This is a genomic window from Microbacterium sp. BDGP8, assembly GCF_029991045.1.
Classification (GTDB): domain Bacteria; phylum Actinomycetota; class Actinomycetes; order Actinomycetales; family Microbacteriaceae; genus Microbacterium; species Microbacterium plantarum.
The window spans coordinates 2,565,619-2,592,459 of sequence record NZ_CP120712.1 but is presented as its reverse complement, the minus strand read 5'-3'; the positions used below and the strand labels follow the sequence as shown (position 1 = coordinate 2,592,459).

The 26,841-nt window shown below is 70.0% G+C and carries 25 protein-coding genes; 18 read left to right on the top strand and 7 right to left on the bottom strand.

The window, feature by feature from the left end; all coding sequences use genetic code 11:
• Positions 1-95 precede the first annotated feature (95 nt).
• The 3 genes from P6897_RS12570 to P6897_RS12560 form a co-directional block, all read right to left on the bottom strand.
• Positions 96-548, bottom strand: a complete 453-nt coding sequence (locus tag P6897_RS12570) for a hypothetical protein (RefSeq protein WP_282501394.1) — start codon at positions 546-548, stop codon at positions 96-98.
• 16 nt (positions 549-564) lie between these two features.
• The gene (locus P6897_RS12565; protein ID WP_282501393.1) at positions 565-2,331 is read right to left on the bottom strand and encodes a biotin carboxylase N-terminal domain-containing protein; all 1,767 of its coding nucleotides are present in this window, start codon (positions 2,329-2,331) and stop codon (positions 565-567) included.
• Between the two features lie 98 nt (positions 2,332-2,429).
• Positions 2,430-3,086 carry a Maf family protein gene (locus P6897_RS12560; RefSeq protein ID WP_282501392.1) on the bottom strand — a complete coding sequence of 219 codons (657 nt, stop codon included), beginning with the start codon at positions 3,084-3,086 and terminating at the stop codon, positions 2,430-2,432.
• 44 nt (positions 3,087-3,130) lie between these two features.
• On the opposite strand from P6897_RS12560, the gene P6897_RS12555 reads away from it, so the two are divergent.
• The 4 genes from P6897_RS12555 to P6897_RS12540 are packed head-to-tail and all read left to right on the top strand — an operon-like array spanning position 3,131 to position 7,390.
• The gene (locus P6897_RS12555; protein WP_282501391.1) at positions 3,131-4,423 is read left to right on the top strand and encodes a TRAM domain-containing protein; all 1,293 of its coding nucleotides are present in this window, start codon (positions 3,131-3,133) and stop codon (positions 4,421-4,423) included.
• 9 nt (positions 4,424-4,432) lie between these two features.
• A complete protein-coding gene (locus P6897_RS12550) occupies positions 4,433-5,089 on the top strand; it encodes a response regulator transcription factor (protein ID WP_114588562.1) in 657 nt (218 codons plus the stop codon).
• Positions 5,079-6,317: an ATP-binding protein gene (locus tag P6897_RS12545; RefSeq protein ID WP_282501390.1), complete on the top strand. Its 1,239-nt coding sequence runs from the start codon at positions 5,079-5,081 to the stop codon at positions 6,315-6,317. The genes P6897_RS12550 and P6897_RS12545 overlap by 11 nt, the downstream gene beginning before the upstream one ends.
• On the top strand, positions 6,314-7,390 hold the full coding sequence (locus P6897_RS12540) for a hypothetical protein (RefSeq protein ID WP_282501389.1): 1,077 nt from the start codon (positions 6,314-6,316) through the stop codon (positions 7,388-7,390). The genes P6897_RS12545 and P6897_RS12540 overlap by 4 nt, the downstream gene beginning before the upstream one ends.
• A 200-nt stretch (positions 7,391-7,590) precedes the next feature.
• On the opposite strand, the gene P6897_RS12535 is transcribed toward P6897_RS12540, so the two are convergent.
• Together P6897_RS12535 and P6897_RS12530 are read right to left on the bottom strand one after the other, a co-directional pair.
• Positions 7,591-7,842, bottom strand: a complete 252-nt coding sequence (locus P6897_RS12535) for an acyl-CoA carboxylase subunit epsilon (protein WP_181574234.1) — start codon at positions 7,840-7,842, stop codon at positions 7,591-7,593.
• Positions 7,839-9,428, bottom strand: coding sequence for an acyl-CoA carboxylase subunit beta (locus P6897_RS12530; protein WP_181574233.1), 1,590 nt, complete (start codon positions 9,426-9,428; stop codon positions 7,839-7,841). Before P6897_RS12530 ends, P6897_RS12535 begins: the two co-directional genes overlap by 4 nt.
• Positions 9,429-9,557: 129 nt before the next feature.
• Between P6897_RS12530 and P6897_RS12525 the strand changes: the two genes are divergently transcribed.
• The 10 genes from P6897_RS12525 (at position 9,558) to P6897_RS12480 (ending at position 21,698) form a co-directional block, all read left to right on the top strand.
• The gene (locus tag P6897_RS12525; protein ID WP_282501388.1) at positions 9,558-10,346 is read left to right on the top strand and encodes a biotin--[acetyl-CoA-carboxylase] ligase; all 789 of its coding nucleotides are present in this window, start codon (positions 9,558-9,560) and stop codon (positions 10,344-10,346) included.
• Positions 10,347-10,408: 62 nt separating this feature from the next.
• Positions 10,409-10,963: a PH domain-containing protein gene (locus P6897_RS12520; RefSeq protein WP_269267865.1), complete on the top strand. Its 555-nt coding sequence runs from the start codon at positions 10,409-10,411 to the stop codon at positions 10,961-10,963.
• Between the two features lie 76 nt (positions 10,964-11,039).
• Positions 11,040-12,167 carry a 5-(carboxyamino)imidazole ribonucleotide synthase gene (locus tag P6897_RS12515; protein ID WP_112617388.1) on the top strand — a complete coding sequence of 376 codons (1,128 nt, stop codon included), beginning with the start codon at positions 11,040-11,042 and terminating at the stop codon, positions 12,165-12,167.
• Between the two features lie 111 nt (positions 12,168-12,278).
• Positions 12,279-12,746 carry a 5-(carboxyamino)imidazole ribonucleotide mutase gene (purE, locus tag P6897_RS12510; protein WP_112617590.1) on the top strand — a complete coding sequence of 156 codons (468 nt, stop codon included), beginning with the start codon at positions 12,279-12,281 and terminating at the stop codon, positions 12,744-12,746.
• Entirely contained in the window at positions 12,743-14,185 is a 1,443-nt protein-coding gene (locus P6897_RS12505; RefSeq protein WP_282501387.1) for an LCP family protein, read from the top strand. Before purE ends, P6897_RS12505 begins: the two co-directional genes overlap by 4 nt.
• A complete protein-coding gene (locus tag P6897_RS12500; protein WP_282501386.1) occupies positions 14,182-15,267 on the top strand; it encodes a glycosyltransferase in 1,086 nt (361 codons plus the stop codon). The genes P6897_RS12505 and P6897_RS12500 overlap by 4 nt, the downstream gene beginning before the upstream one ends.
• 69 nt (positions 15,268-15,336) lie before the next feature.
• Positions 15,337-18,003 (top strand): VCBS repeat-containing protein, encoded by a 2,667-nt coding sequence (locus P6897_RS12495; protein ID WP_282501385.1) that lies wholly within the window; start codon positions 15,337-15,339, stop codon positions 18,001-18,003.
• Between the two features lie 86 nt (positions 18,004-18,089).
• On the top strand, positions 18,090-18,992 hold the full coding sequence (locus tag P6897_RS12490; RefSeq protein ID WP_282501384.1) for an ABC transporter permease: 903 nt from the start codon (positions 18,090-18,092) through the stop codon (positions 18,990-18,992).
• Positions 18,989-19,726, top strand: a complete 738-nt coding sequence (locus P6897_RS12485) for an ABC transporter ATP-binding protein (RefSeq protein WP_282501383.1) — start codon at positions 18,989-18,991, stop codon at positions 19,724-19,726. The genes P6897_RS12490 and P6897_RS12485 overlap by 4 nt, the downstream gene beginning before the upstream one ends.
• Position 19,727: 1 nt before the next feature.
• The gene (locus P6897_RS12480; protein WP_282501382.1) at positions 19,728-21,698 is read left to right on the top strand and encodes a DUF6541 family protein; all 1,971 of its coding nucleotides are present in this window, start codon (positions 19,728-19,730) and stop codon (positions 21,696-21,698) included.
• On the opposite strand, the gene P6897_RS12475 is transcribed toward P6897_RS12480, so the two are convergent.
• Entirely contained in the window at positions 21,695-22,150 is a 456-nt protein-coding gene (locus P6897_RS12475) for a DUF2304 domain-containing protein (protein WP_282501381.1), read from the bottom strand. The genes P6897_RS12480 and P6897_RS12475 overlap by 4 nt on opposite strands.
• A gap of 2 nt (positions 22,151-22,152) precedes the next feature.
• Positions 22,153-22,779, bottom strand: a complete 627-nt coding sequence (locus tag P6897_RS12470) for a glycosyltransferase family 2 protein (RefSeq protein WP_114588685.1) — start codon at positions 22,777-22,779, stop codon at positions 22,153-22,155.
• 128 nt (positions 22,780-22,907) lie between these two features.
• On the opposite strand from P6897_RS12470, the gene P6897_RS12465 reads away from it, so the two are divergent.
• The 4 genes from P6897_RS12465 to P6897_RS12450 are packed head-to-tail and all read left to right on the top strand — an operon-like array spanning position 22,908 to position 26,816.
• Positions 22,908-24,086: a glycosyltransferase gene (locus P6897_RS12465; RefSeq protein WP_282501380.1), complete on the top strand. Its 1,179-nt coding sequence runs from the start codon at positions 22,908-22,910 to the stop codon at positions 24,084-24,086.
• 47 nt (positions 24,087-24,133) lie between these two features.
• On the top strand, positions 24,134-24,739 hold the full coding sequence (locus P6897_RS12460) for an acyltransferase (protein ID WP_114588550.1): 606 nt from the start codon (positions 24,134-24,136) through the stop codon (positions 24,737-24,739).
• Positions 24,736-25,836 (top strand): DegT/DnrJ/EryC1/StrS family aminotransferase, encoded by a 1,101-nt coding sequence (locus P6897_RS12455; protein ID WP_282501379.1) that lies wholly within the window; start codon positions 24,736-24,738, stop codon positions 25,834-25,836. Before P6897_RS12460 ends, P6897_RS12455 begins: the two co-directional genes overlap by 4 nt.
• Positions 25,833-26,816, top strand: coding sequence for a Gfo/Idh/MocA family oxidoreductase (locus tag P6897_RS12450; RefSeq protein ID WP_282501378.1), 984 nt, complete (start codon positions 25,833-25,835; stop codon positions 26,814-26,816). Before P6897_RS12455 ends, P6897_RS12450 begins: the two co-directional genes overlap by 4 nt.
• The last annotated feature ends 25 nt before the right edge of the window (positions 26,817-26,841 follow it).

Sequence of the window (26,841 nt, the reverse complement as noted above, 5' to 3'; positions counted from 1 at the left end):
CGTCGGAGAATCGCGCGAAAGTCGGAGTGATCCTGGCGATCGCTCCGATGTACGCGCCTCTCTCCGACGCTCACGCGCGGTCATGCGGCGCCGTGTCACCTCACATCGGCGTAGTAGCGCGTCTCCGGCTCGGCGCGGACGGCAATCCTGACGGCGGTCGTGCGGGTGGCATCAACGAGCTCGAGAGCGTGCGGCTTCTCGTCGCAGTCGACGCTCGTCTCCACGCCACGCGAGCCGGACGTCGTCGAAGCCTCGACGAACACCGTCGCGGTGTGACCGCCGAAACACCGCACCTCGACCACACTCGCCGGCGCCGGCTCGGCGAGCGTCAGGATGACACCTGCGCTCCGGTCGCCGGAGTTCTCCAACGGCATCGTATGGCCGCTCGTCGTGCCGATGCCGACATCCGCGCCGGCTTGTTCGGCCGCGACCGAGGCGAGCCACGCGTCCGCCGCCGCGAGGTCGACCGTGTCGGAAGCGCAGCCGCTCAGCCCGAAAGCGAGCCCCAGCAGGCAGACGATGGGAATGACACGTGCAGGGCGGCGCATGCCCCCACCCTAGGGGTCAGGAGATGGTGAGCAGGGGGTGACCCGCGCCCACGGTGGTGCCCGGCGTCGCGTCGATGGAGCCGACGACGCCGTCCTTGTGGGCCTGGATGGGCTGCTCCATCTTCATCGCCTCGAGCACCACGACGAGGTCGCCCTTGACGACCTGCTGGCCGGCTTCGACCGCGACCTTGACGATCGTCGCCTGCATCGGCGACTTCACGGCGTCTCCGGATGCCGCGGCGCTGGCGTTGGCCGCGTGCGAGCGCCGCGACGGCGGCACCTGCGCGGGGCGGCCCACCGCGACCGGCGGGGAGGCGACCCGGTCGGGGAGGCTCACCTCGAGGCGCTTGCCGGCGACCTCGACGACCACCGTGTGCCGGCCGCTGGGTTCGGCGGGAGCCTCGAGCTCGCCGTCCCATGCCGGGATGTCGTTGACGAACTCGGTCTCGATCCACCGGGTGAACACGCCGAACGTGCCGTCCTCCGCCGTGAAGGCGGGCTCTCGCACCACGCGGCGGTGGAACGGCAGCACGGTGGGCATACCGGCGACCTCGAACTCGTCGAGCGCGCGGCGCGAGCGCTCGAGTGCCTCCTCGCGGGTGCGACCCGTGACGATGATCTTTCCGAGCATCGAGTCGAACGCGCCGGAGACCGAGTCGCCGGCCGTGACACCGGAATCGAGACGGATGCCGGGACCGCCGAACGTCTTGAAGACGTGGATGCGGCCGGGCTGCGGGAGGAAGTTGCGTCCCGGGTCTTCGCCGTTGATGCGGAACTCGATCGAGTGTCCGACCGGTGCAGGATCGTCGTAGTCCAGCGTGCCGCCCTCGGCGATGCGGAACTGCTCGCGGACGAGGTCGATCCCGGTCACCTCTTCGGATACGGGGTGCTCGACCTGGAGGCGCGTGTTGACCTCGAGGAACGAGATCGTGCCGTCTGCGCCGATGAGGAACTCGCAGGTTCCCGCCCCGACATAGCCGACCTCGCGCAGGATGGCCTTCGAGGCGGAGTAGAGGATGTCGTTCTGCTCGTCCGTGAGGAAGGGCGCGGGCGCCTCTTCGACGAGCTTCTGGTGGCGTCGCTGCAGCGAGCAGTCGCGCGTGGAGACGACGACCACGTTGCCGGCTGCGTCGGCGAGGCACTGCGTCTCGACATGGCGCGGCTTGTCGAGGTACTTCTCGACGAAGCACTCGCCTCGGCCGAACGCGGCGATCGCCTCACGAGTGGCCGACTCGAACAGCTCGGCGACCTCGTCGAGCTCGCGCGCGACCTTCAGACCACGCCCGCCGCCGCCGTAGGCGGCTTTGATGGCGATCGGCAGGCCGTACTCGTTCGCGAAGGCGATGACCTCGTCGGCACCGTCGACGGGCCCGGGGGTGCCGGGCGCGAGCGGAGCGCCGACCTTCTCGGCGACGTGCCGCGCGGTGACCTTGTCGCCGAGAGCCTCGATGGCTTCGGGGGAGGGGCCGATCCAGGTGAGTCCCGCGCCGATGACGGCGCGGGCGAACTCGGCGTTCTCCGCGAGGAAGCCGTAGCCGGGGTGCACGGCGTCGGCGCCGGAACGTCGCGCGACGGAGAGGATCTTCTCGATGGAGAGGTAGGTCTCGGCGCTCGTGGACCCCTCGAGGGCGTACGCCTCGTCGGCGAGGCGGGCGTGGAGCGCGTCGCGGTCCTGGTCGGCGTAGACGGCGACGGACGCCTTCCCGCTGTCACGGGCGGCGCGCACGATACGGACGGCGATCTCGCCGCGGTTCGCGATCAGGACCTTGGCGATCTCAGGCATGAATGCCAGCCTAGCGAGCACGCGGCCCCGTCTTTTGGATCACTCGCACAAAGTGACCGGCCGAACGTGAGTGGATGCCTACGAAGCGGGCCCGCCGCTCATGATGTCAGCCCCGTGGTCCAGAGGTCGGGCCAGGCCACGCCGAGCTCACGGACGAGGCGGCGCAACGTCGACAAGGACATCCCGACGACCGTGGAGGGATCGCCGTCGACCCGCGTGATGAAGGGGCCGCCGAGGCTGTCGACAGTGAAGGCTCCCGCCACCTGCAGAGGTTCGCCGGTGCCGACGTACGCCGCGATCTCGTCGGCGGTGATGTCGTCGGCGAAGGTCACCGCGGCGTCCGCGACGGCGTACGCCTCCTGCGCAACGGTCCCCGGGCGCACGCGGAACACCGAGTGCCCCGAGTGGAGGATGCCGGTGCCCCCGCGCATCCTCTCCCACCTCGCGGTCGCCACGTCGGGCCGGAGCGGCTTGCCGAGAACCTCGCCGTCGAAGGCGAACATCGAGTCGCCGCCGATGACGATGCCGTCGAAGTCGGGTTCGAGTCGCGCGAGCGTCGCGACCACGTCGGCCGCCTTGCGTCGCGCCAGCAGCAGGACGTGCTCGTCGGGCGGCAGCACGCGACCCTCCTCGGCTTCGAGGGCGGCGACGACGGCCTCCTCGTCGACCTCGGGGGCACGGGTCGCGGGTTCGATGCCCGCCTGACGCAGCAGCATGAGGCGGGCGGGGGAGGTCGAGGCGAGGCACACGCGCATGCCGTTCACGCTACCTGCGGGCGCGCGTGTGCGAGCATCGAGGGATGCAGTCCGGCGACCTCCTCGATCTCGACGTCACCGACGTCGCCCACGGCGGCGTCTTCGTCGCACGACACGAAGGCCGCGTCGTCTTCGTCCCCGACGCGATCCCCGGTGAGAGGGTGCGCGCGCGGCTGACCGACACCGCGAAGTCGTCGTTCTGGCGTGCCGAGGCGCTCGACGTGCTCGAGGCGTCGCGGCATCGGCGACCGCACGTCTGGTCGCCCGCCGACATCGGCACCGCGCCGGAGAACCGCCCGGGCGGGGCCGACTTCGGGCACATCGACCTCGAACACCAGCGCGAGCTCAAGCAGCGCGTCCTCCGCGACGCTCTGAAGCGCTTCGGCGGTGTCGACAGCGACGTCGTCGTCGCGGCAGCCGGCGCCGACGAGACGCCGGACGGCACGGGATGGCGCACGCGCGTGAGCCTCCACGTCGACGGGGATGGACGCATCGGGCCCTTCGCCGCGCGCTCGCACCGCGTCGTCGAGGTCGACGACCTGCCGCTCGCCACCCCGGCGATCGCCGAATCGGTAGCCCGCGGCCGGTCGGCCGCTCCCGGGCGCCTCGACCTCGTGCAGCCCTCCGACGGGCGCGTGCGAGCCCTGGCCCGCCCGGAGACGCCCCGCCGTCGACGTCGGGGCGGTCCGCGTCCGGCGGCCGACCCGGCGCTGCGCGAAACCGTGATCGAGAGGGTCGGCGACCGGGAGTTCCGCGTCGACGCCGGAGGGTTCTGGCAGGTCCACCGGCTCGCGCCGGTCGCGCTGCGCGATGCGGTCCACAGCGGCCTGCGATCCGCCGGCCGCACCGTCGATCCCGACGCATGGCACCTCGACCTGTACGGCGGGGTCGGTCTCCTCGCGGCCGCCGTCGCCGAGCTGGGAGGCACGGCCACCCGCATCACGAGCGTCGAGTCCGACACCCGCGCCACCGACCACGCCGGGGAGAACCTGGCCGAGTGGGTGGGCGCCCGCGCCGAGACCGGCCGGGTCGACCGCTGGCTGGCGCAGGTCGAGGAGACCGCATCGGCTGCCGAACGCGCCCGGCTGCGCGCCGGGGTGACGGTTCTCGACCCGCCGCGGTCGGGAGCGGGACGAGACGTCGTCGATTCGCTGCTGCGGCTTCGGCCTGCGACCCTCGTCTACGTCGCGTGCGATCCGGTCGCGCTCGCGCGCGATCTCGGCATGCTGCGCGCGGGCGGCTACGCGCCGGTGTCGTTGCAGGGCCTGGACCTGTTCCCCCATTCGCACCACATGGAGGCGGTTGCGGTACTCACCGACGAGGGCCCCCTGTCCTAGGCTGAGCCCATGACACGGGTGGCACTCATCGACGATCACGAGTCGGTCCGGCTCGGGCTCGCCGCCGCCTGCTCCCGAGCGGGAGTCGGGGAGGTCGTCTTCACCGGCAGCACCGTCGCCGAGTATCTGCGATGGCGGAAGGACACGGGGGAGTCGCCGGCGGATGTCGTTGTGCTCGACCTCATGCTCGGCGACGGCGCCACCGTGGCGGAGAACGTCGCCCAGCTCGTCTGGGACGGCTCGCAGGTCATCATCCACAGCGTCGCCGACCGGCCGGCGGCGGTGCGTGAAGCCCTCTCTGCGGGCGCGTTGGGCGTCATCAGCAAGTCCGCGCGCACCGACGACGTCGTCGCGGCGGTTCGGACGGTGGCGCGGGGTGAACACCTGGACAACGTCGAGTGGGCCAGCGCGGTCGACGGCGACCGGGCGTTCGCCGATGCCCAGCTCTCCGCACGCGAGCGCGACGTGCTCCGCCTGTACGCCGCCGGACTGCCCCTCAAAGCGGTGGCCGAGCGGCTCGGGATCGCCTACTCCACCGCGAAAGAGAACATCACCCGGGTGCGCGTGAAGTACGTCGAGGTCGGCCGTCCCGCACCCACCAAGGTCGACCTCCTCCGCCGTGCGATGGAAGACGGTCTCGTCGGCGAAGCCTCCGATGCCCGCTGAGACCCCGGGCACCGGCACGACCCGCCCGCGTCGTCCCGCGGAGTTCCGCGAGGCCCTGGCCCAGACTCAGCGCTTCACCCAGTCGCGCATCGACCGCATCCTGGGCATCGTCGTCGGCACCGGAAGCGCCGTCATCGGCATCCAGGCGCTCGTGGGAGCGCTCAGCACCCCCGCCGGACATTCCGCCTGGCACACGATCCTGCTGATCGTGGTCCTGGGCACGCTGCTGATGATGTGCGTCGCGTTGATCACCTCGCGGGCCGTCCGCGTGTTCGCCGCGATCTTCGCCGGCGTCTTCCCGATCGCGACCGTCCTCTGGCCGCTGGCGGCCGACCGGTCGACCACCGTCGACGAGCAGCCCTGGTTGTGGTTCCTCATCAACGTGGGGACCGTCGCGGCCGTCTTCTGCATGCCGCTCGCCGGACAGATCGTCTGGGCGTTCCTTCTGCCGTTGCTGTACGGCGCGATGCGGCTCACACTCCTGCCTCTCACGCCGGCCACCGTGCTCGACGTCGCGCTCGACTCGGCGTTCGCGATCATCCTCGCGAGCGTCCTGATCGTCGTCGGCTGGATCCTCCGGTCCCTTGCGGCGAGCATCGACAGCGGACGGGAGGGCGCGGTCCGCTCCTTCGCGCAGGCGGCCGCAGCAGACGCGGTCGAGAAGGAGCGGGTCGCCGTCGCGGCACTCATGCACGACAGCGTGCTGGCAGCACTGATCGCGGCCGAACGCGCCGAGACCGACCGGGAGCGGACCCTCGCGGTCGCCATGGCCCGCGAAGCGCTCACGCGACTGGCGAACGTCGACCAGGAGGTGGGCGAGGGTCCCGACGCCCCCATCCCGGCAGGCGTCGTCGGTGCCGAGCTCGAAGCGACGGTCCACCGACTGTCTCCGGACGCCGGGGTCTCTCAGCGGATCGAACCCGATGCCCGGTCTGTGCCGGGCCGTGTCGCCCGAGCGCTGCACCTCGCGGCGGCGCAGGCGGTGACGAACTCGGTCGAGCATGCTGGCGCTGCGAATCTGCGCGTGTCATTCCACGCCGACAGGGCTGGGCTTGCGATCACCGTCACCGACGACGGACCCGGTTTCGAGGCGACGCGCGTCGCCGAGGATCGCCTCGGGATCCGTGCCTCGATCATCGCGCGGGTCGCCGCTGTGGCCGGGGCCGCCACGGTCGACTCCGACGCCTCAGGGACGACCGTGTCCATCAGCTGGCAGGAGAGCTCATGAACCGCTCGGTCCGCTGGGTGTTGTCGGCACTCGGGGTCGCCTTCACGGCGTACTTGGCGGTCGGCGGCATGTTCTGGACGCGCCCCGTCGACGTCCCCGTCGTGCTGATCCTGAATCTCGTCGTCTACCTCGCCGTCACGGGCCTGTGCATCTTCTGGCCCACGCGGCCGATGGATGCGGCGGCGAAGCCGGCCGCGGAGGTTCCGGCGATGAGCGCCGTGACGGCGGGCATGAGCCGTCCGGCGCCGCTGCCCCTGTGGATCGCGCTCCTCGCCCTCGCGGTCACCGTCGTGATCCCGTCAGCCACCTGGTGGGCCGCGGGCGAAGAGGGGCGGCTGCAGCCGTTCGCGACCTGGAGCCTCGGCGGGCTCGGTGCCTTGATGGCCGTCCTCGTCGTGCGCCGGCGCTCGATCGTGGCCTGGTCGGGCATCGTCGTCCTGTTCCTGCAGTCGGTCTTGTGGATCGGCCCGGAGCCGACGCTCTCGCTGGGAGCCGTCGGTTCGGCGATCTGGGTGGGCGGAGCGCAGATCATCGTCCTGCTGATCGACCGCGCGGCCGTCGAGACCGCGCAGCTCACGGCGCTTCAACGCGAGGCGTCCGAATGGCTCGCCACACAGGAGGGCCGCCGTCGCGAGCGCCGGGTCCGCGTGCAGCGCGCGCTCGCCGTCGCGGGGCCGGTGCTCTCGCGCACCATCAACGCGGGCGGCGACCTCGACGACGACGAGCGCCTGCAGGCGCGGCTCGCGGAGGGGCGTCTGCGCGATGAGCTGCGCGGTCCGCGGCTGCTCGACGACGCGGTGCGCCGCGTGCTCGAAGACGTCCGGCGAGCCGGATCCCACGTCACCTTCCTCGACGAGGGCGGCCTCGACGGCCTCGACGAGCGCGAACTCGCCGCCATCCGCGCCGAGCTCGCCGACGTGCTCGACGGGGCACGGTCGGAGCGGCTCTACATCCGCACCTCGACGCATCCCGACACGGCGGTCACGGTCGTCGGTCGCTCGCGCCATGACGACGACGCCGATGAGACGGTCGATCTCTGGCGCGAGATCGCGCGGCCCCGCCCGCGTCTCTGACCGGACGGAGGTACTGGGGGCGAGGGGCGGCGAAGCCGCCCGCCCCTCGCCATGCGAGTGGTTACCCGAAGACCGACTCGCAGCAGTCACCGGCTAAAAGCTCGGGTGACCGAACGCAGTAGCGTTCCAGCACATTCAGTCTGCGGCAGCGTGCCAGATCTGTCTGTAGGTATTTCGGGGGACAAAATCAGCGTCGCCCGTCAACCGGTGAAACGCCCCCAGCCGAAGCCGCGCCGCAGCGGCGTCCGCAGCGCGCGTGCCGACCGCCGCCAGGCGGACTCGGGGGCCGGCTCGGGGGCGATCGCCTCCGCGGCTTCCTGGGCGTACGACTCGCTCACGACGGCGATGACGGCGGCCAGCTCCTCCGGGGTCGGATCGCCGCGCCGCACCTCGATGCGCAGGGGTCGCTCGTCGTGGCCCGCCTCGTCCCGGGAATCCTCTCGACCGCTCACAGCGGGATGTTCCCGTGCTTCTTCGCGGGCAGCTCGGCCCGCTTCCCCCGGAGCGCGCGCAGCGACTTCGCGATGTAGACGCGCGTCTGCGCCGGCTCGATGATGCCATCGAGCTCGCCCCGCTCGGCGGCCAGGAAGGGGGAGGCCACGTTGTAGGTGTACTCGGAGGCCAGGCGCGACCGCACCGCGGCGACATCCTCGCCTGCCTCTTCGGCGCGCTTGATCTCACCGCGGTAGAGGATGTTGACCGCGCCCTGGCCGCCCATCACAGCGATCTCCGCCGTCGGCCAGGCGACGTTCACGTCGGCGCCCAGCTGCTTGGAGCCCATCACGATGTAGGCGCCGCCGTAGGCCTTCCGGAGGATGACCGTCACGAGCGGAACCGTCGCCTCGGCGTAGGCATAGAGCAGCTTGGCCCCGCGGCGGATGACGCCGGTCCATTCCTGATCCGTGCCGGGAAGATAGCCCGGAACGTCGACGAGGGTGACGATCGGCACCGAGAAGGCGTCGCAGAAACGAACGAACCGGCTCGCCTTCTCGCCGGCATCGATGTTCAGAGTGCCCGCCATCTGCGAGGGCTGGTTGGCGATGATGCCGACCGTCCGTCCCTCGACCCGGCCGAAGCCGACGACGATGTTCGGTGCGAACAGCGGCTGCACCTCGAGGAAGTCGCCCTCGTCGACGATCCCCGAGATGACCTGGTGGATGTCGTAGGGCTGGTTGGGTGAATCGGGGATGACGACGTTCAGGGCACGGTCGTCGTCAGTGGTCTCCCACTCGAAGCCGGTCTCGTACACCGGGGCGTCCGACATGTTGTTGTCGGGCAGGAAGCTCAGGAGCGACCGGGCGTAGTCGATCGCGTCGTCCTCGTCCTGGGCCAGGTAGTGCGCGACACCCGAACGCGTGTTGTGGGTGTGGGCGCCGCCGAGCTCCTCCATGCCGACGTCCTCGCCGGTGACGGTCTTGATGACATCGGGGCCGGTGACGAACATCTGGCTCGTCTTGTCGACCATGATGACGAAGTCCGTGAGGGCGGGGGAGTAGACCGCGCCGCCCGCGGCGGGCCCCATGATCAGCGAGATCTGGGGGATCACTCCCGACGCCGCGGTGTTCAGGCGGAAGATCTCGCCGTACTTGCCGAGCGCCACGACGCCCTCCTGGATTCGGGCGCCACCCGAGTCGAGGATGCCGATGATCGGCATCCCGCCGCGCAGCGCGAGCTCCATGACCTTGATGATCTTCTCGCCAGCGGACTCGCCGAGCGAGCCGCCGAACGTCGTGAAGTCCTGCGAGTAGACCGCGACGGTGCGGCCGTGGATCGTGCCGACGCCCGAGACGACGGAGTCGCCGTAGGGGCGGGATCGGTCCATGCCGAACGCGGTGGTGCGATGGCGCACGTACTCGTCGAGCTCCACGAACGACCCCGGGTCCACGAGCATCTCGATGCGCTCGCGGGCGGTGAGCTTGCCCTTCTTGTGCTGCTTCTCGCGTGCCGCGGTCTCGGCGTCGACGACGGCCGTCTGGTAGCGGGCGCGGAGGTCGGCGATCTTGCCGGCGGTCGTGGACAGGTCGGGCTGGTCGGTCACGCGTTCCACCCTATCCAGCGCGGCCCCGCAGCCGTTGGAGCACACCCACAACGACGACGGCGATCGCCTGTGGAAACCCTCGGGCGCAACCCCTCGCCGAGCCGCGATCCGGCATCGTAGGGTGACGCCATGACGATCCCCGAGAACGGCTATCCCCGCGCGGCCGCGGTCTCGCCCCGCGTGCACGTCGTCGAGCACACCGATTCGACCAACGCCCACCTGCGTCGCGACGTCGAGGCCGACCCCGATGCCCACCCGCACCTCTCGGTGCTCCTGACGACCGACCAGCGCGCCGGTCGCGGCCGGCTCGATCGCAGCTGGACGGCTCCCGCGGGCACCGCGCTCGCGATCTCGGTGCTCCTGCGCGTGGGCGCTGTGCCGGTGCACTCGCGCGGCTGGATCCCCCTGGTCGCCGGTCTCGCGATGAGCGACGCCGTCTCCGCGCAGCTGCACGACCGGCAGGTCGGTGTGAAATGGCCCAACGACGTCCTCGTCGACGGGCGGAAGATTAGCGGCATCCTCGCCGAGGTCCTGCCGGGCGAGACCGGCGACGTGATCCTGGGTGCCGGGGTCAACACCACGATGGCCGAGGTCGACCTGCCGGTCGCCACGGCGACCTCGTTCGCCGTGCTGGGGGTGGAGGTCGACGAGGACCGACTGCTCGCGGACTACCTCACGGGCCTGCGCGACCACATCGCCCACCTCGCGGTGAGCGGCGCCGACGACGCCCTCCGGGAGCGGGTCGCCGCGGCGTGCGTCACGATCGGCGAGGACGTCGTCGTCTCGCTGCCCGGCGGCGAGACGCTGACGGGGACGGCGGAGCGCCTCGATGAGGACGGGCGCCTGGTCGTGCGGACGGGCGCTGTCGAGAGCGTCGTCGGAGCCGGCGACGTCGTGCATGTCCGCGGAGTCGGCTGAGGCCTCGCGGCATCCGGGCGTGCCGCCGAGGCGTTGTCGCACCCGCGGGCCATGATGGTGCTGTGACACAGCCAGCAGCCTCGTTCGGTCGCCCCGTCGCGCCAGCGCTCGGTGCCGCGGCCCCCGAGCTTCGTGTCGCGCGGTTGCGCCCGCACGCCGGGCCGCTCCTCTTGCCGGCGCTGCTGCTCATCGTCATCGCGGGTGTCACGGGGTACTTCACCGGGAACGTGCCCGACCCCTTCACCAACGTGATGCTGTGGTCGGCCGCGGGGCTGGTGGTCGTGCTCCTCGTCGTGCTGCCGTACCTGCGCTGGCTCGCGCATTCGTACACGATCACGACCCGTCGGGTCATCGAGACCTCGGGACTCATCGTCCGTCGCCGGTCGGAGCTCAGCCATATCCGTGGCTACGGCATCGACGAGTCGCGCGGCCCGATCCAGCGCCTGAACGGGACGGGAACGCTGACGCTCTCGAACGGCGTCGACCCCGCCATGCGGCTGCGGAGCATCCCGGCCGTCGCCCTCGTCCACGAGGTGCTGGCAGACCAGGTCGAGGTGAGCCAGATTCTGGCGCATCGCGACTCGCACAGCATGCCGATCATCGGCTCCGACGCCTGAGCATGATCGCGCCCGCTCACGCGTGCGACCCCGTCTTCGTGTGCGGGATGATGGATGCGAACCCGGAGGAGGCGCCATGTCGTTGCGAGTAGGAATCGTCGGCGGAGGGCAGCTGGCCCGCATGATGATTGCGCCGGCCGTCGAGCTGGGACTCGATGTGCGCGTCCTGGCCGAGGAGCCGGGCATGTCTGCAGCCATCGCGGCGACCGCGACGGGCGACTACCGCGACCTCGAAACGGTCCGGGCCTTCGCTCGCGACGTCGATGTCATCACCTTCGATCACGAGCACGTTCCGCAGGAGGTGCTCCGGGCGCTCGTCGATGACGGCGTCGCCGTGCACCCCGGTCCCGACGCTCTCTTCTATGCACAGGACAAGCTGCGCATGCGCGCGAGGCTCGCCGAGCTCGGGATGCCGCAGCCCGAGTGGGCCGCGATCTCCGATGCCGCCGGCCTGCAAGCCTTCCTCGACGACAACGGCGGGCGCGCGGTCGTGAAGACGCCGCGCGGTGGATACGACGGCAAAGGCGTTCGTGTCGTCCGTTCCGCAGACGACGCCGCTGACTGGCTTGACGCCCTCCAGCCGGGGGGACAGCTGCTCGTCGAGGAGCTCGTCGAGTTCACGCGCGAACTCGCGCAGCAGGTGGCGCGGCGGCCCTCCGGGGCGTGGCGTTCGTACCCCGTGGTCGAGACCGTGCAGCGCGACGGGGTGTGCGCGGAGGTCATCGCCCCGGCTCCGCGGGCGGGTCAGCGCCTGATCGAGGTCGCCGAGAACATCGGGGTCGCGATCGCGGAAGGGCTGGGTGTCACCGGCATGCTCGCGGTGGAACTCTTCGAGACGGCCGATGACCGGCTCCTCGTGAACGAGCTCGCGATGCGCCCGCACAACAGCGGTCACTGGAGTCAGGACGGCGCCGTGACCGGACAGTTCGAGCAGCATCTCCGCGCGGTGCTCGATCTGCCCCTCGGCGACACGGCTCCGCGAGCGCCGTGGTCGGTCATGATCAACATCCTGGGCGGTCCCGTCTCCGACTCGCTCGCCGCGCGCATCCCCGCCGCTCTCGAAGCCCACCCGGGTGCGAAGGTCCACACCTACGGCAAGGCCCCGCGTCCCGGGCGCAAGGTCGGACACGTCAACCTGTCGGGCGACGACCTCGACGCCGTCGTCGGCGACGCCCGCGTGGTGGCGGCGAACTTCGACGACTGAGCCCTCGGGGGTACCGCGCCGCTCCGGGGATTCCACAGGTGGCCCGCCTAACCTGGGTCGGTGACATCCTCGCCGCTGCATTCGTCGGACGCTCCGCTCGTCGGAGTCGTCATGGGTTCGGACTCCGATTGGCGCGTCATGAGCGACGCATCGCAGGCGCTCACCGACCTCGGTGTCGCGCACGAGGTCGAAGTCGTCTCGGCCCACCGCACCCCCGACAAGCTGCTCCGCTACGGTCGTGAGGCACGCGCGCGAGGGCTGCGCGTCATCGTCGCCGGCGCGGGGGGAGCGGCGCACCTCCCGGGCATGCTCGCGTCGCTGACGCCGCTGCCGGTCGTCGGCGTGCCGGTGCAGCTCGCGACCCTCGACGGACTCGACTCGCTGCTGAGCATCGTCCAGATGCCCGGCGGCATCCCCGTGGCCACCGTGTCGATCAACGGCGCGAAGAACGCCGGCCTCCTCGCTGCGCGCATCATCGGCGCGGGCGACGCCGAGCTCGCCGATCGGCTGGAGGAGTACGCCCGCAGCCTCGAGCAGCAGGTCGAGGAGAAGAACCTCCGACTCAAGGAATCCCTGTGACCGTCACCGCTCCGCCGCGCAACTCCGCACGGCCGCGACGCGGAAGCCTTATCGAGGAGCGGCCGCTGCGGCATCCCGACACTACCTCGCCCGAGGTCATGGGTCGTCGCGGGTGGTGGCTCGTCGTGCTCAACTTCCTCCTGCCCGGCTCTGCCCAGGTGCTCGCCGGGAATCGCCGACTGGGGCGTTTCGGTCTCGCCGCAACGATCACGATGTGGGTCATCGCGCTCCTGACCGTGCTGACCGGTCTGCTGTGGCGCCCGCTGCTGCTCTCGCTCGCCACCAACTGGTTCGTCCTGCTGATCGTCCAGGTGGTGATCGCGTTCTACGCAGTGCTGTGGATCGTGCTGACGGTCGACACGTTGCGTTTGGTGAAGCTCGTGCGCGCGGGCACGGTGGCCCGCATCGGCGTCCCGCTCCTGGCCATTCTGCTCGCCGTCGCGTCGACGTCGGCCGCCGCGTGGACGTTCGACCGCGTGAACTCCGTTCGCGAGACGCTCAGCACCGTCTTCGGTGCGAGTGGGCCGAGCGTTCCGCCGTCGGACGGCTACTACAACGTCCTCCTGCTCGGTGCCGACAGCGGTGAAGGCCGCGACTCCATGCGCTTCGACTCGATCTCCGTCGTGTCCGTGAACGCGGAGACCGGGGCGACCACGATCACCGGTGTCCCGCGCGACATGGGGCACTTCCCGTTCGCTCCGGGGCCGATGAAGGATCTGTATCCCGACGTCCACGAGGGACGCGTCGACCCGAACTGCGGGTGGAGCAGCGGCATCAACCAGCTGCAGACCGAGGTGGAGATCTGTCGCGACGGCAACGCCCTCTATCCGGACGCACATGACGACGGATCGTCGCCGGGGGTGGAGGCGACGAAGGACGCCGTCGAAGGCATCCTCGGAATCACGATTCCCTACTACGTCTTCATCGACATGAAGGGCTTCGCCGACCTCGTCGACGCGCTCGGCGGTGTCGACATCAACGTCGTCGAGCGCCTACCCAAGGGCGGCGGGCCCCAGTACGAGGGGCAGCCGGCCGACGACTGGGCCGAGGGATGGATCGAGGCGGGCCAGCAGCACATGGACGGTGACACCGCCCAGTGGTATGCCCGGTCGCGCTACACGACGAGCGACTTCGACCGGATGCGTCGCCAGCGCGAGCTGCAGCAGGCGATCCTCGCGCAGATGACACCGCAGAACGTGCTCGACCGGTTCACCGAGATCGCGGATGCCGGGCAGGTGCTCGTCCAGACCGACATCCCCGCCGATCTGCTGCCGTTCCTCGCCGATATCGCGATGAAGGCCAAGGAACAGCCGGTCACCACGATCGAGCTCACGCCCGAGAACGGAATCGAGGAGCGTGACCCCGACTTCGCGCTGGCGCAGGAGATGGTGCGCAACGCGCTGCACCCGCCGACACCGGAAGCGGAGACCGAGGGATGACCACCGTCCTCAAGCTCGTGCTCGACCAGCTCGCCGACGTCGTCGACGCCGACACGGCGGAGGCATCGCTCGAGGTGGCGCGCGCGCTCATCGCCACCGCCCCGGCCCGCTGCGAAGTCGCCGGGTTAGTCGCCTCGGATGCGGGCAATGCCGCCGCCGCGATCGCCGGTCTGGCGCAGACCGTCCGCGCACCGTTCCCGCGCACCGGGCTGCTGGCCTCGTGGCCCATGGGCATCACGGGGGGAGTGGCCGGGGGACTGCTGCACGCCCCCACGCTCCTCGCCCCGCTGGTCAAGCACGACCGTGCCCACGACCTCGAGCAGACCGTCGTGACGGTCTGGGACCTCGCCGCGTGGGAGACTCCCGCCCTGCTGCCCAGGGCGACGGTGCTGGCTCAGCGCGCGCTGCTCAAGCGCGCCGAGAAGCACGCGGATGCCGTGGTCGTCCCGACCCACGCCCTCGCCGAACGCCTCGCCGAGATCGCCCCGCGGCTCGGAGCGCGGGTCCGCGTCATCCCCGGGGCTGCGCCGGATGGGTTCCGCGTGCCCACGGACGCGATCGGGCGCCGCCGCGAGCTCGGGGTTCCCGACCGGGTCGCGATCGTCGCCGGCGGCACCGAGGACCAGCTGCGCGCCGTGCTGTCGTCGATCGCCGGCGAAGAGACCGTCAGCGTCGTGATCTTCGACGAGCCGGCTGATATCGCCGGCGTGATCGAGAACGCCGGCATCGCCCGCGACCGGGTGATCATCCCCGGCCGACTGGATGCCGCCGACCGTGCGGCCGTCCTCGACGCCGCGGTGCTGCTGATCGCGCTGTCGGAGCAGTCCGCGTTCCCGTGGCGCGCCATCGAGGCGATGGTGCTGGGCGTACCGGTCGTGGCCGCTGATTCGCCCGTGCACCGCGAAGTGCTGCTCGACGGGGCGCGCATCGCTCCGTTCGCCGAGCTGCGCGACGCCGCCGGCGAGGTGCTGGCCACCCCCGACGAGCTGCACCGATGGGCGGTGCGGGCCGGCGATCGCGGACGAGCCTTCTCGTGGCGGGATCACGCGGAGCGGGTCTGGGCGCTGCACGCCGAGCTGTGACGGGGTCGTGATGCACGGCCGATCGATTTCTGTTTCGCAGACTGGAACAACATCGGTCACACTGTTCACATGAGTCGAAGGTGGAACACCCTGTCGCGGCGACTGCTTTCGCCTCTCGTCGCCGTCGCGGTGACCGCAGGACTGCTCGTGAGCATGTCCGCCACGGCTCCGGCAGCGGCCCAGCCGAACCAGGCTGTGCAGGGCGCCGCGTCTGCAGCCACGCTCGGACGGTCCGCGCCGACGGCCGTTGACATGTCGCAGTTCCGCGCCGGCAACATCATCTCGGACGCCATCTTCTACAACGGCGCCGCGATGAACGAGGGCCAGGTTCAGGACTTCCTCAACTCACAAGTGACCACGTGCCGGTCAGGCTACGTCTGCTTGAAGGACAAGACGGACCAGACGCGGTGGATCGCAGCCGATCCGATGTGCCGCACCTACGAGGGCGGGGGCGTCGAGAGCGCGGCACGCATCATCACGAAGGTCGCCCAGGCATGCGGCCTCAATCCGCAGGTGCTCATCGTGATGTTGCAGAAGGAGCAGGGCCTCGTCACCGACACGTACCCGTACGACTCCCAGTACCGCATCGCGATGGGGCAGGGTTGCCCCGACACGGCGGGCTGCGATTCGGCGTACTACGGATTCTTCAACCAGGTGTACGGAGCGGCACGTCAACTTCGCCGCTACGAGAACCCGCCGGGGACCAGCAACTTCTTCACCTGGTACGCGCCGGGTCGGACGTGGAACATCCTGTATCACCCGCCGGCGCTGGTGAACGGCCAGTGGGTCGATCAGTGCGGCTCGTCACCGGTCTACATCGAGAACAAGGCGACTTCGGCGCTGTACTACTACACGCCGTATCAGCCCAACGCCGCGTCCTTGCTGGCGGTCACGGGGGAGGGGGACGGATGCTCCTCCTACGGCAATCGCAACTTCTTCCGGTTCTTCCACCAGTGGTTCGGCAGCGCACAGCCCGACTACTGCGCGGCGCCGCGTGAAGAAGAGGTCGCGGCGGTCTCGGGCATCTACGTCGTGACGGCGGACGCGCTCAACGCTCGCCGCGCTCCCGATGAGCGGTGCGGAACCGGAGTCATCACCCTGTCCGGCGGAGAGATGGTCGTGCGCCGGGCGACCTACGGTGAGTGGGTGCGGGTCGACGCGCACGGGCGTGTCGCCTGGGTTCACTCCCGCTATATCGCGCCAGTCAACTCGCAGCCAACGCCGACTCTCGACCTCGACGGCGCGTCCCATCTGTTCGCGGCGGGTTCGGACGGAACTATTTGGGCGTACCCCTACGCCGCTCCCGCTCGCTGGGGTTCGGCCGTCGCGCTCGCTCGCAACACCGGAATGCGTTCCATCCTCGGCATCGGAGACTTCGACCGTGACGGTCACCGTGATCTCATCGGGGTCGACGCCAGTGGTGATCTCTGGCTGTTCCGAGGCGACGGGTCCTCGCTGGGAACCCCGACGAAGATCGACGGCGACTGGCGGTCGGTCCGGCTGATGTCAGCGGCCGGCGACGTCGACGGAGACGGCATCCCGGATCTCGTCGGCATTCAGGGCTCGTCCCTCATGCTGTGGCGCGGTGACGGCAAGGGCGGTTTCCAGGCCGGTGAGCGTGCGGGCCGCGGGTGGGGTAGCATGACTGCGCTCGTCGGCGGGTCGGATTTCACGGGTGACGGCAACACCGACATCATCGCCCGCGATGACGCTGGTGTGCTGCGCCTGTATCCGGGCACGGGAAGCGGGGGGTTCGGGGCGGCGATCAACCTGGGCCGGGGTTGGACATCCATGGCCGCGTTCGCCGCGATCGGTGATTTCACCGGAGACGGGAAACCGGACCTCGTCGCTCGTCATAACGATGGAGCCCTCCACCTGTACCGCGGTACGGGCGGTGGACTCGCCCACGTCGCGCCGGTCGGGAGCGGTTGGGGCGGGATGGTCTCGCTCGCAGGGCCAGGCGCGCCGGTCGTGAGCCCGCCGTTCGTGCGCGATATCGACGGTGATGGCGGTGCAGACGTACTCGCGGTCGCCCCGCCGGGCCTGACTCTGTACCGGGGCGACGGGCGGGGCGGCTGGGCGGGAACGCTCTCGCTGGCAACCGACTGGCCCGCCGGTGCGAAGCTGGTGAGCCTCGGAGACTTCTCGGGCACCGGTCATGTCGACGTCGCCCGCATCGAGCCCAACGGGCGCTTCGTGCTGCTCCCCGGAGCGGGTGACGGACGCGTCGGACCGCCCCGATCGATCGGGAACGGCTGGGGGACGTTCACATCCGTCATCGGCGGCATCGATTTCGACGGCGATGGCCACGTCGATGTCATCGCGCGCGACTCGGCCGGGCGGCTGCTGCTCTACCGCGGCGACGGCGCGGGGGGCTGGCTCGGAGGCGGGCAGCAGATCGGTCGCGGCTGGGGAGGGTTCGTCGATCTCACCGTCGTCGGCGATTTCGCCGGTGACGGCACCGCTGACATCCTCGCTCGCAGCACCGACGGTCGCCTCTGGCTCTACTCCGCGCAGGGCGACGGAACCTGGACGCCCGGACGAGTGGTCGGTCGTGGTTGGTCCGGGATGACGAGCCTCGTCGGCACCGGCGATTTCGACGGCGATGGTCGCCCCGACGTGATCGCGCGGACCGCGGCCGGCGCGCTGCTCCTGTATCGCGGGAACGGCGCCGGGGGCTTCTCCGGCTCCGTACAAATCGGGCGTGGTTGGGCCGGCTTCGAGCAGGTCGGCTGAGGCCTGGCCTCGGCAGGCCCCCAGCCCGATCCGGCTATGATGAACCGGTTGCGGACGCCTCCGCGCATCGACCCGAATAGCGAAACGTGACCGATACATCTCCTCTGTTCGCCGCCGTGCCACGCAGCGAATTCGCCCGTCCCGGCTCGGGGCGGGGCCTGCTCGACGTGGTGCGTTGGCGCTACCTGCTGCGGCTGCTGATCCGGACGGGCGTCACCACGCGCTACCGGAACTCCGTGCTGGGCTGGACCTGGTCGTACGTCCGCCCCGCTGCGCAGTTCCTCGTGTTCTGGGTCGTGCTCGGCCTCTTCCTCAGCCTCGAGCGGGGCATTCCCAACTACGCGGTGTACCTGTTCTCGGGGATCATCGTCATCAACCTGTTCTCGGAGGCGTACAAGAACGCGACGACCTCGATCGTGGGAAACGCGCCCCTCGTGCGCAAGGTCTACCTGCCTCGGCAGCTGTTCGCGATCTCCGCCGCCGCCGTAGCATTCGTGCACTTCCTGCCGCAGCTCGCTCTGCTGCTGATCGTGTGCGGTTTCCTCGGTCTTTTCGCCCAAGCATCGCTGCTGTCGGTCCTGGCCGTCCTGGCGGCCGTCGCCATCATCCTCATCTTCGCGCTGGGGCTCGGGCTGCTCTTCGGCGCGATCAACGTCCGCTTCCGTGACGCCGAGAACGTCGTCGAGCTGCTCTTGCTGCTCGCCACCTGGGCATCGCCGGTCCTGTACTTCTGGACGATGGTCCGCGATGCACTCACAACACTCGGGCTGCCGTCGTGGCTGCTCGAGGTGTACCTGCTGAACCCCATCACCCAGGCCGTCGAGCTCTTCCATTACGCGTTCTGGTTCCCCATCAGCGACAGCGCGCTCGAGATGCCGCCCGCCCTCGGGATCAACACGATCTGGGCGTTCGTGATCTCCTTCGCGTTCCTCTTCCTCGGACAGAGCGTGTTCCGTCGCCTCGAGGGAAGGTTTGCGCAAGACCTATGACAACCACAGCCACTCGGCGGCCGAGCATCATCATCGACGGCGTCGAGAAGACCTTCCTGCTCAATCACGCCTTCTCCCTGAAGGACAGCGTGGTGTCGTGGCTGCGCGGTCGGAAGACGACGAGCGTGTTCCATGCGCTGCGCGGAGTCGACATCGTCATCGAAGAGGGTGAGTCGGTCGCGATCCTCGGTTACAACGGGTCGGGCAAATCGACGCTTCTCAAACTCATCTCCGGCGTCATGCAGCCGGATGGCGGCGAAGTCCTCACCCGAGGGCGCGTCGCAGGACTGATCGAGGTCGGTGCGGGTTTCCATCCCGAGCTCTCCGGGCGGGAGAACGTGTTTCTCAACGCGGCGATCCTCGGCATGAGCCGGAAGGAGATCGAGGCGCGATACGACGACATCGTCGCCTTCAGCGAGATCGGTGAGTTCATCGATCAGGAGGTCAAGCACTACTCGTCGGGCATGTTCATGCGCCTCGCTTTCTCGGTCGCGATCCACGTCGAGCTCGATGTCCTGCTCGTTGACGAGATCCTTTCCGTCGGCGATGCCCCGTTCCGCGAGAAGTGCCGGCTGAAGTTCGCCGAACTGATCGAGCAACGCAAGACGTTGGTGGTCGTGTCGCATGACATGGAGATGGTGCGCGAGCTGTGCAGCCGCGGCATCGTCATCCAGAAGGGCGAGGTCGTGTTCGACGGGCCGGTCGAGGAAGCGATCGCGCAGATCGGCGACTAGCGTGACCGAATGGTTCGCGAGCAGCCCGGCGTATATCGTCGCGGCCATCGTCGTCCTCGTGCCCGGGCTGGGGATGGGATCGATCCTGCGGCTCCGGTCGCTGGCTCTGTGGGCGCTCGCTCCCGCCTTCACGGTGGTCATGGCCGTGGGCTCGGCTCTTGTGCTCGGTCTGCTCGGCCTGCCCTGGTCACCCGTCAGCGCGCTCATCGCGTTCGCCGGCCTCTTGCTGCTGGTCTGGGGTATCCGCTGGGCTCTGCCCTGGCCGGGTCTCGGCGGCGTCGACCCCCGCCGTGGGACGGACACCACCATCGTCTTGATCGGGCTTCTGCTGGGCGTTGTGCTGCTCGGCATCCGGTTCGTCGCCGAGTTCGGCACGCCCGACGCCATCTCGCAGACGAATGATGCGGCCTTCCACCTGAGCGCGGTGCGGTTCGCGACCGAGACGGGTATCGCCTCACCGCTCGCGATCACCGAGGTCATCGGCGCCCGGGGCTTCTACCCGTCCGCCTGGCACACTCTCGCGGCCCTGATCCCGCCGCTGACCGGCGCGTCGATCCCCCTCGCGGCGAATGCCGTGACGTTCGTCATCGGCGTCGTGGTCTGGCCCCTCGGGCTGGCCTTCCTCGCCTTCCGCGTGGCCGGCCCCGTCGCAGCCGGCGCTTCAGCCACGGTCGCGGGTGCCGTCATGGCATTCCCTCTCGGCCTCGTGCAGTGGGGCGTCCTGTACCCGCAGCTGCTCGCCGGCGCGCTCCTCCCCGCCGCCGTCGCCACGACCATCCCCGCACGCGTCTCCGAGCATGTCGCCGGCGGCGCGAACGCGCTCGAGCGGCGTGTTGCCATCGGCGCAGTGGTACGCGGGCTCGCGGTCGTCCTGCTCCCGCTCGGTGCCGTCATGGTGGCGCAGCCCTCCACCGCGCTCGCCTGGGGAGTCGCCGCTCTGGCGTTGCTGCTGTGGTCGCTGCCGGAGCGCTTCGCGCGCAGGAAGCGCGCGGGGCTGACCGGCCTGATCGCAGCCGTTGCAGCGGCCGGCGCGCTGATCTGGGTGTGGTGGTACTTCGGAGCCAGCGTCTCCGCCACCTGGGAGCCGCACACCCGCATCCGTTCGGCGGCCATCGAGGTCGGCGTCAACGGCTTCCTGGGCTATGCGCCGGCTCTGTCCGTCAGCATCGCGATGCTCCTGGGCCTGCTGGCCGGTCTGGCCGCGGGCGGGTGGCGCATCCGAGCGATCGCCTCCGCATGGGCGGTGAGCGCCGGTCTGTACGTCGTCGCCGCGGCGGTGGGGTCGGATCAGGTGCGGGCGGCGCTCGTGGGGCCGTGGTACGAGGACCCGTACCGGCTCGCTGCCATCGTTCCCGTCTTCGGGCTCGTGCTCGCCGGTGCGGCAGTCGCCGCCGTGGCGGACCGCATCTCGGCGCTCGCGCGGCGGCGCACCGACGGCTATTCCTCGCGCGCACTCGTGGCCGGCGCAGTGGGGTTGCTGTTGTGCGTTCCCGTGATCGTCCAGACGGTTGCGACGCCGCGTGTCGAGCGACGAGACGTCTTCGCCAGCGAAACGGATCCGCATGCCTACGAGGTGTCGGCGACCTCCTTCGTCTCGGAGGACGAGCTCGCACTGCTCGAACGTCTCGACGATGTCCTGCCCGAGGATGCCGTCGTGATCGCCAACCCGAGCACCGGCGCGTCTTTCGGCTATGCGCTGAGCGGGCGCGACGTGATCCCGCGCACGTGGGCGCCGCCGTCGGCCGACCCGTATTGGCTCCTCGCCGAGAACCTGCGCAATGTCAGCGACGACCCGGCCGTCTGCGACGCGCTCGCCGTCTTCGGCGCGGATTACCTGCTCGACTTCGGACCGGGTGAGTGGTACCCCGGACGCTGGATGATGCCGGGGTTTGCCGACATCGATGAGCGGCCGGGCTTCCAACTGGTCGACCGCGAGGGCGACGCATCGCTCTGGCGCGTCACCTCCTGCTAGACGCTGGGCTCATCACCGCTACCGTCATCGACAGCGGCTCGGTGCTGCGGCGAGGGAGCGGTCGCGTGCCCGTCCGAGGGCGATGCGGGTGTCCCTTCGGCGTCCGTGCGAAGCTGCCGGGCTTCGGCGAGGAGCGCCTCCTGAATCGCGAATCTTCGCGCCAGCCGGGTGAGCTGGCGTTGCAGACCGGCGTTCGCTCGGTACTGCGCGTAGACGAACGCGAGGAAGACGACGACGAGCGCGTACAGCAGAAGATCCGTGCCGCGTCCGACGCCCATCAGCTGCGCGAGCCACGTCAGCCACTGCGGGAACAGCACGGACAGGATCGCAACGAGGGCGAACGCGGCGAAGAGCATGCGGCGCAGCGCCTGGTGGGTGTCGCTCCCCGGCTTGCGCAGCAGAAGGAACCCCAGGACGAGGATGGACCCGATCAGCAGGATCTGAATGCCCACGATCACTTCACCACCAGGTCCACGAGGATGTTGACGGCATTGAGCAGGCTCTGCCCCTTCGCCTTCGAATAGTCGGTGTAACGCAGCTCCACCGGGTGTTCGGCGTGCGGGAGACCGGTGCGGTTGAGCTGTAGGACGATCTCCGTCGCGTGCGCCATGCGGTCCTGTTGCAGATCGACCCGCGCGGCCGCGTCGCGCCGCAGCACGCGCAATCCGTTGTGGGCATCGGTGAGGCGGGTGCCCGTCGTCATGTTCGTGACCCAGACCGCGGTCTTCAGCACGATCTTCTTGGCCCATCCCGGCCGCGTGCGGTCATCGAGGAAGCGCGAACCGAAGACGATGGCCAGGTTCTCGTCGTGCGCTCGGCGGACCATGGCTACGGCGTCCTCGACGCGATGCTGCCCGTCGGCGTCGAACGTGACGAGGTACTCCGCCTGCGGGTGTGAGAGAGCGAACTCGATTCCCGTCTGCAGCGCCGCGCCCTGCCCCAGATTGACCGGATGCCGCACGACCGTGGCTCCGGCCGCGACGGCAGCAGCGACCGAGTCGTCGCGAGAGCCGTCGTCGACGCAGACGACGTGATGGAAGTGAGCGGCGAGTTCGCGAACCACGTCCCCAATGACCGTCATCTCGTTGTAGAGGGGAACCACCACCCAGGTGATGGCGCCGACGCGATCGACGGGAGGGATGGCGGGGGACACGGTCTCATTGTCGCAGACGCGGACGAGAAGCCCGGGGTGGTTAGGATCGAGGGGTCATGCGCATCCAGGTCGTCTCGCGAATCTATGCGCCGGAACCGGCGGCGGCGAGTCTGCGGCTCTCGCTCCTCGTCCGAGAGCTCGACGAGCGCGGACACCATGTCGAGGTTCTCACCAGCCGTGCACCGCGGTCAGCGACGTCGGTGCGTCTGGCCGGACGGGTTCGCCGCTGGCCGGTGCTCCGAGATCGATCCGGGCAGGTGCGGGGTTACCTGCCTTACCTCAGCTTCGACATCCCGGCGTTCTTCCGCGTGCTGTTCGGCCCGCGAGCGGATGTCGTGGTCGTGGAGCCCCCGCCGACGACCGGAACCGTCGTGCGCATCGCCAGCGCCATCCGGCGGGTCCCATACGTCTACTACGCAGCCGACCTCGTCTCCGTCGCGGCCGAGTCAACGAGCGCACCGCGGATGGTCGTGCGGCTCGTGCGCGCCCTCGAGACGTGGTCGCTCGGCGGAGCGCGCGCGGTGCTCGCGGTGACCGCGGGAGTCGAGGCGACGGTGCGCGCCCTGGCCCCCGGCGCGCACGTGACCGCCGTGGGGCACGGCGTCGACGACGAGACCTTCCACCCGGCGGTGACGCCCGACGCGGCCGCTCACGTCGTCTACATCGGCACCGCCAGCCAGTGGCACGGTGCGGGAGTCTTCGTGGACGCGCTGGCGGTCGCGCGTTCTCGGGGACACGCGATCACCGCCTTGTTCGTCGGTCAGGGTGGCGAATGGGATCAGCTGAAAGCGCGCACGAGGCAGCTCGGCCTCGATGACCTCGTGCGCTTCCGCGAGCAGGTGCCGGCTCCTGAGGCTGCTCGATTGATCCGGGGAGCGCGTGCGGCGCTGGCGTCGATCCGCGAGGGCGGGGGGTACGAGTTCGCCGTTCCGACGAAGGCATACGCCGCACTCGCCGTGGGCACTCCGGTCGTCTACGCGGGGCCGGACCCCGTGCGCTCGCTCGTGGTCGACAACGATCTGGGTGCCGGCACCGCGTGGGATGTCGAACCGGTCGCCGCCGCGCTGATCGAGACGGCCTCGGCCGAGCCGTCTGCGGAGCGTCGGGCCGCGGTGGCGGCCTGGGCGGCGCGGAATCTCTCCGGGCGCGCCGTCGCTCGCCGCGCAGCCGACGTGACGCTCGCCGCCGCTGACGACCCGGGGTTTACACGGGGTCGTCGCAGACGGGCTCGTTAGGATGAATACGGTGTGCGCCTTCTCGCGGTGCGCACGGGAAGTTTGAGATGACCCATTCACATGACACCCGCGTGGTGGACTCAGCCGACGTCGCCGCTGATGTCTCCCTGGGGGCGGGCACCGCGGTGTGGCACTTGGCCCAGATCCGAGAGGGTGCGCGCATCGGACGCCGTTGCGTCATCGGCCGCGGAGCGTACATCGGCTCCGGGGTGACGGTCGGCGACAACTGCAAGATCCAGAACCTCGCGCTCGTCTACGAGCCGGCGCGCCTAGCCGACGGTGTGTTCATCGGTCCGGCCGCGGTCCTGACGAACGACACCTACCCGCGCGCGATCACCCCCGAGGGTGAATTGAAGAGCGCGGACGACTGGACGCCCGTCGGGGTCGAAATCGAGCACGGGGCGTCCATCGGTGCGCGCGCGACCTGCGTCGCCCCCGTGCGCATCGGCCGCTGGGCCATGGTTGCAGCCGGCGCGGTCGTCGTGCGCGACGTGCCCGACCACGCGCTGGTCGCGGGAGTGCCGGCCAAGCGCATCGGTTGGGTGGGGAAAGCCGGGGTACGCCTCGAACAAGCGGAGGACGGCGTGTGGGTCTGCCCGAGCACGGGCGAGCGCTACACCGAATCCGCCGGAATGCTGAAGGAGTCGCGATGACTGAAATGATCCCGCCCGCTCGTCCGATCGTGGGCGATGAGGAACGCGCCGCCGTCGACCGCGTGCTCCGGTCCGGCATGATCGCCCAGGGCCCCGAGGTGGCCGCGTTCGAGCAGGAGTTCGCGGCGCACTTCGTCGAGTCGCGGCCCGTGGTCGCGGTGAACTCCGGTACGTCCGGCCTGCACCTCGGCCTTCTGGCGGCCGGGATCGGACCGGGCGACGAAGTGATCGTCCCGTCCTTCACTTTCGCGGCCACGGCGAACTCGGTGGCCCTCACCGGCGCGACGCCCGTCTTCGTCGACATCGAGCCCGACACGTTCTCCCTCGATCCCGCGGCCGTCGAGCAGGCGATCACCTCGCGGACCCGCGGCGTCCTCCCCGTTCACCTGTACGGTCACCCGGCTCGGATGGACGAACTCGCCGACATCGCGACGCGACGCGGTGTCGCCCTCTTCGAGGACGCTGCACAGGCTCACGGTGCGGCGCTCGGTGGCCGCCCTGTCGGCACCTTCGGCGCGTTCGCGATGTTCTCGCTCTATCCGACCAAGAACATGACGAGCGGCGAGGGCGGCATGGTTTCGGCCGTCGACGAGGAGTTCGCCCGCCGCGTGCGTCTTCTGCGCAATCAGGGGATGGAGCGTCAGTACGAGAACGAGGTCGTCGGTTTCAACGCTCGGATGACCGACATCCATGCCGCCATCGGACGGGTGCAGCTGACGAAGGTCGAAGCGTGGACCGAGAAGCGCCGGGCGAACGCCCGGTTCCTCGACGACAACCTCCGCGGGGTCGTCGTTCCCCCGGTCGTCGAGGGCGCACGCCACGTGTACCACCAGTACACGATCCGAGTCCCCGAGGACCGTGACGGCTTCGTCCGCGCGCTGCGGGATGAATACCAGGTCGGATCGGGCGTCTACTACCCGATCCCGAATCATCGTCTGCCCTCGCTCGCCTCGTTCGCACCCGGCCTGGAGCTTCCCGAGACCGAGCGTGCTGCGGCCGAGGTCATCTCGCTGCCGGTGCACCCCTCGCTGAGCGACGGCGATCTGGAGCGCGTCGTCGCGGCGGTCAATGCGCTGGCATCGGCGGGTGCCGAATGACGCTGCGTGCGGGACTCCTCGGCGTCGGCATGATGGGACGCCACCACGCCCGCGTCCTCCGTGAGGTCGACGGGGTCGAGCTGGTCGCGATCGCGGATCCCGCGGGCGATCCCTTCGGCGTCGCCGGCTCGCTGCCTGTGCTCGACGACGTGGACGCGCTGATCGCCGCGGGGATCGATATGGCCGTGGTGGCGGTTCCGACCCGATTCCACGAGGACGCCGCGTTGCGGCTCAGTGCGGCCGGCGTGCACACCCTCGTCGAGAAGCCCATTGCCGACACGGTCGAGGCCGGGGCGCGCATGGTCGAGGCATTCGACGCCGCCGGCCTCGTGGGAGCCGTCGGTCACATCGAGCGATTCAATCCTGCGCTGCAGGAGATGCGGCGTCGCCTCCGCGAGGGCGAACTCGGCCAGGTCTATCAGATCCAGACGCGCCGTCAGGGCCCGTTCCCGGCCCGCATCGCCGATGTCGGGGTGACCAAAGATCTGGCGTCGCATGACATCGACCTGACCGCGTGGGTCGGCGACAGTACCTACGAACGCGTATTCGCCCAGACCGCTCACCGCAGCGGCCGCGAGCACGAGGACATGATCGCGATCACTGGACGGCTGGCGTCGGGCGTCATCGTGAATCACCTGGTGAACTGGCTGTCGCCGATGAAGGAGCGGGTCACGGTCGTCACGGGGGAGCGGGGAGCCTTCGTCGCCGACACCGCGACCGGTGATCTCACCTTCTACGCGAACGGGACTATCCCGCTCGAATGGGAATCGGTGTCGAGTTTCCGCGGCGTGTCCGAGGGGGATGTGATCCGGTTCGCCTTCCCGAAGCGCGAGCCTCTCCGTGTCGAGCACGAGGCCTTCCGTGACGCGGTGCTCGGACGACCCAGCGACGTCGTGACCATGGCCGATGGGCTGCGAACGTTGTCCGTCGTCGAGACGGCGCTGAGCGCCGCCAAGACCGCGAAGGCGGCGACGCTCTGATCGCGCAACCGTCATCGCGCGCCGG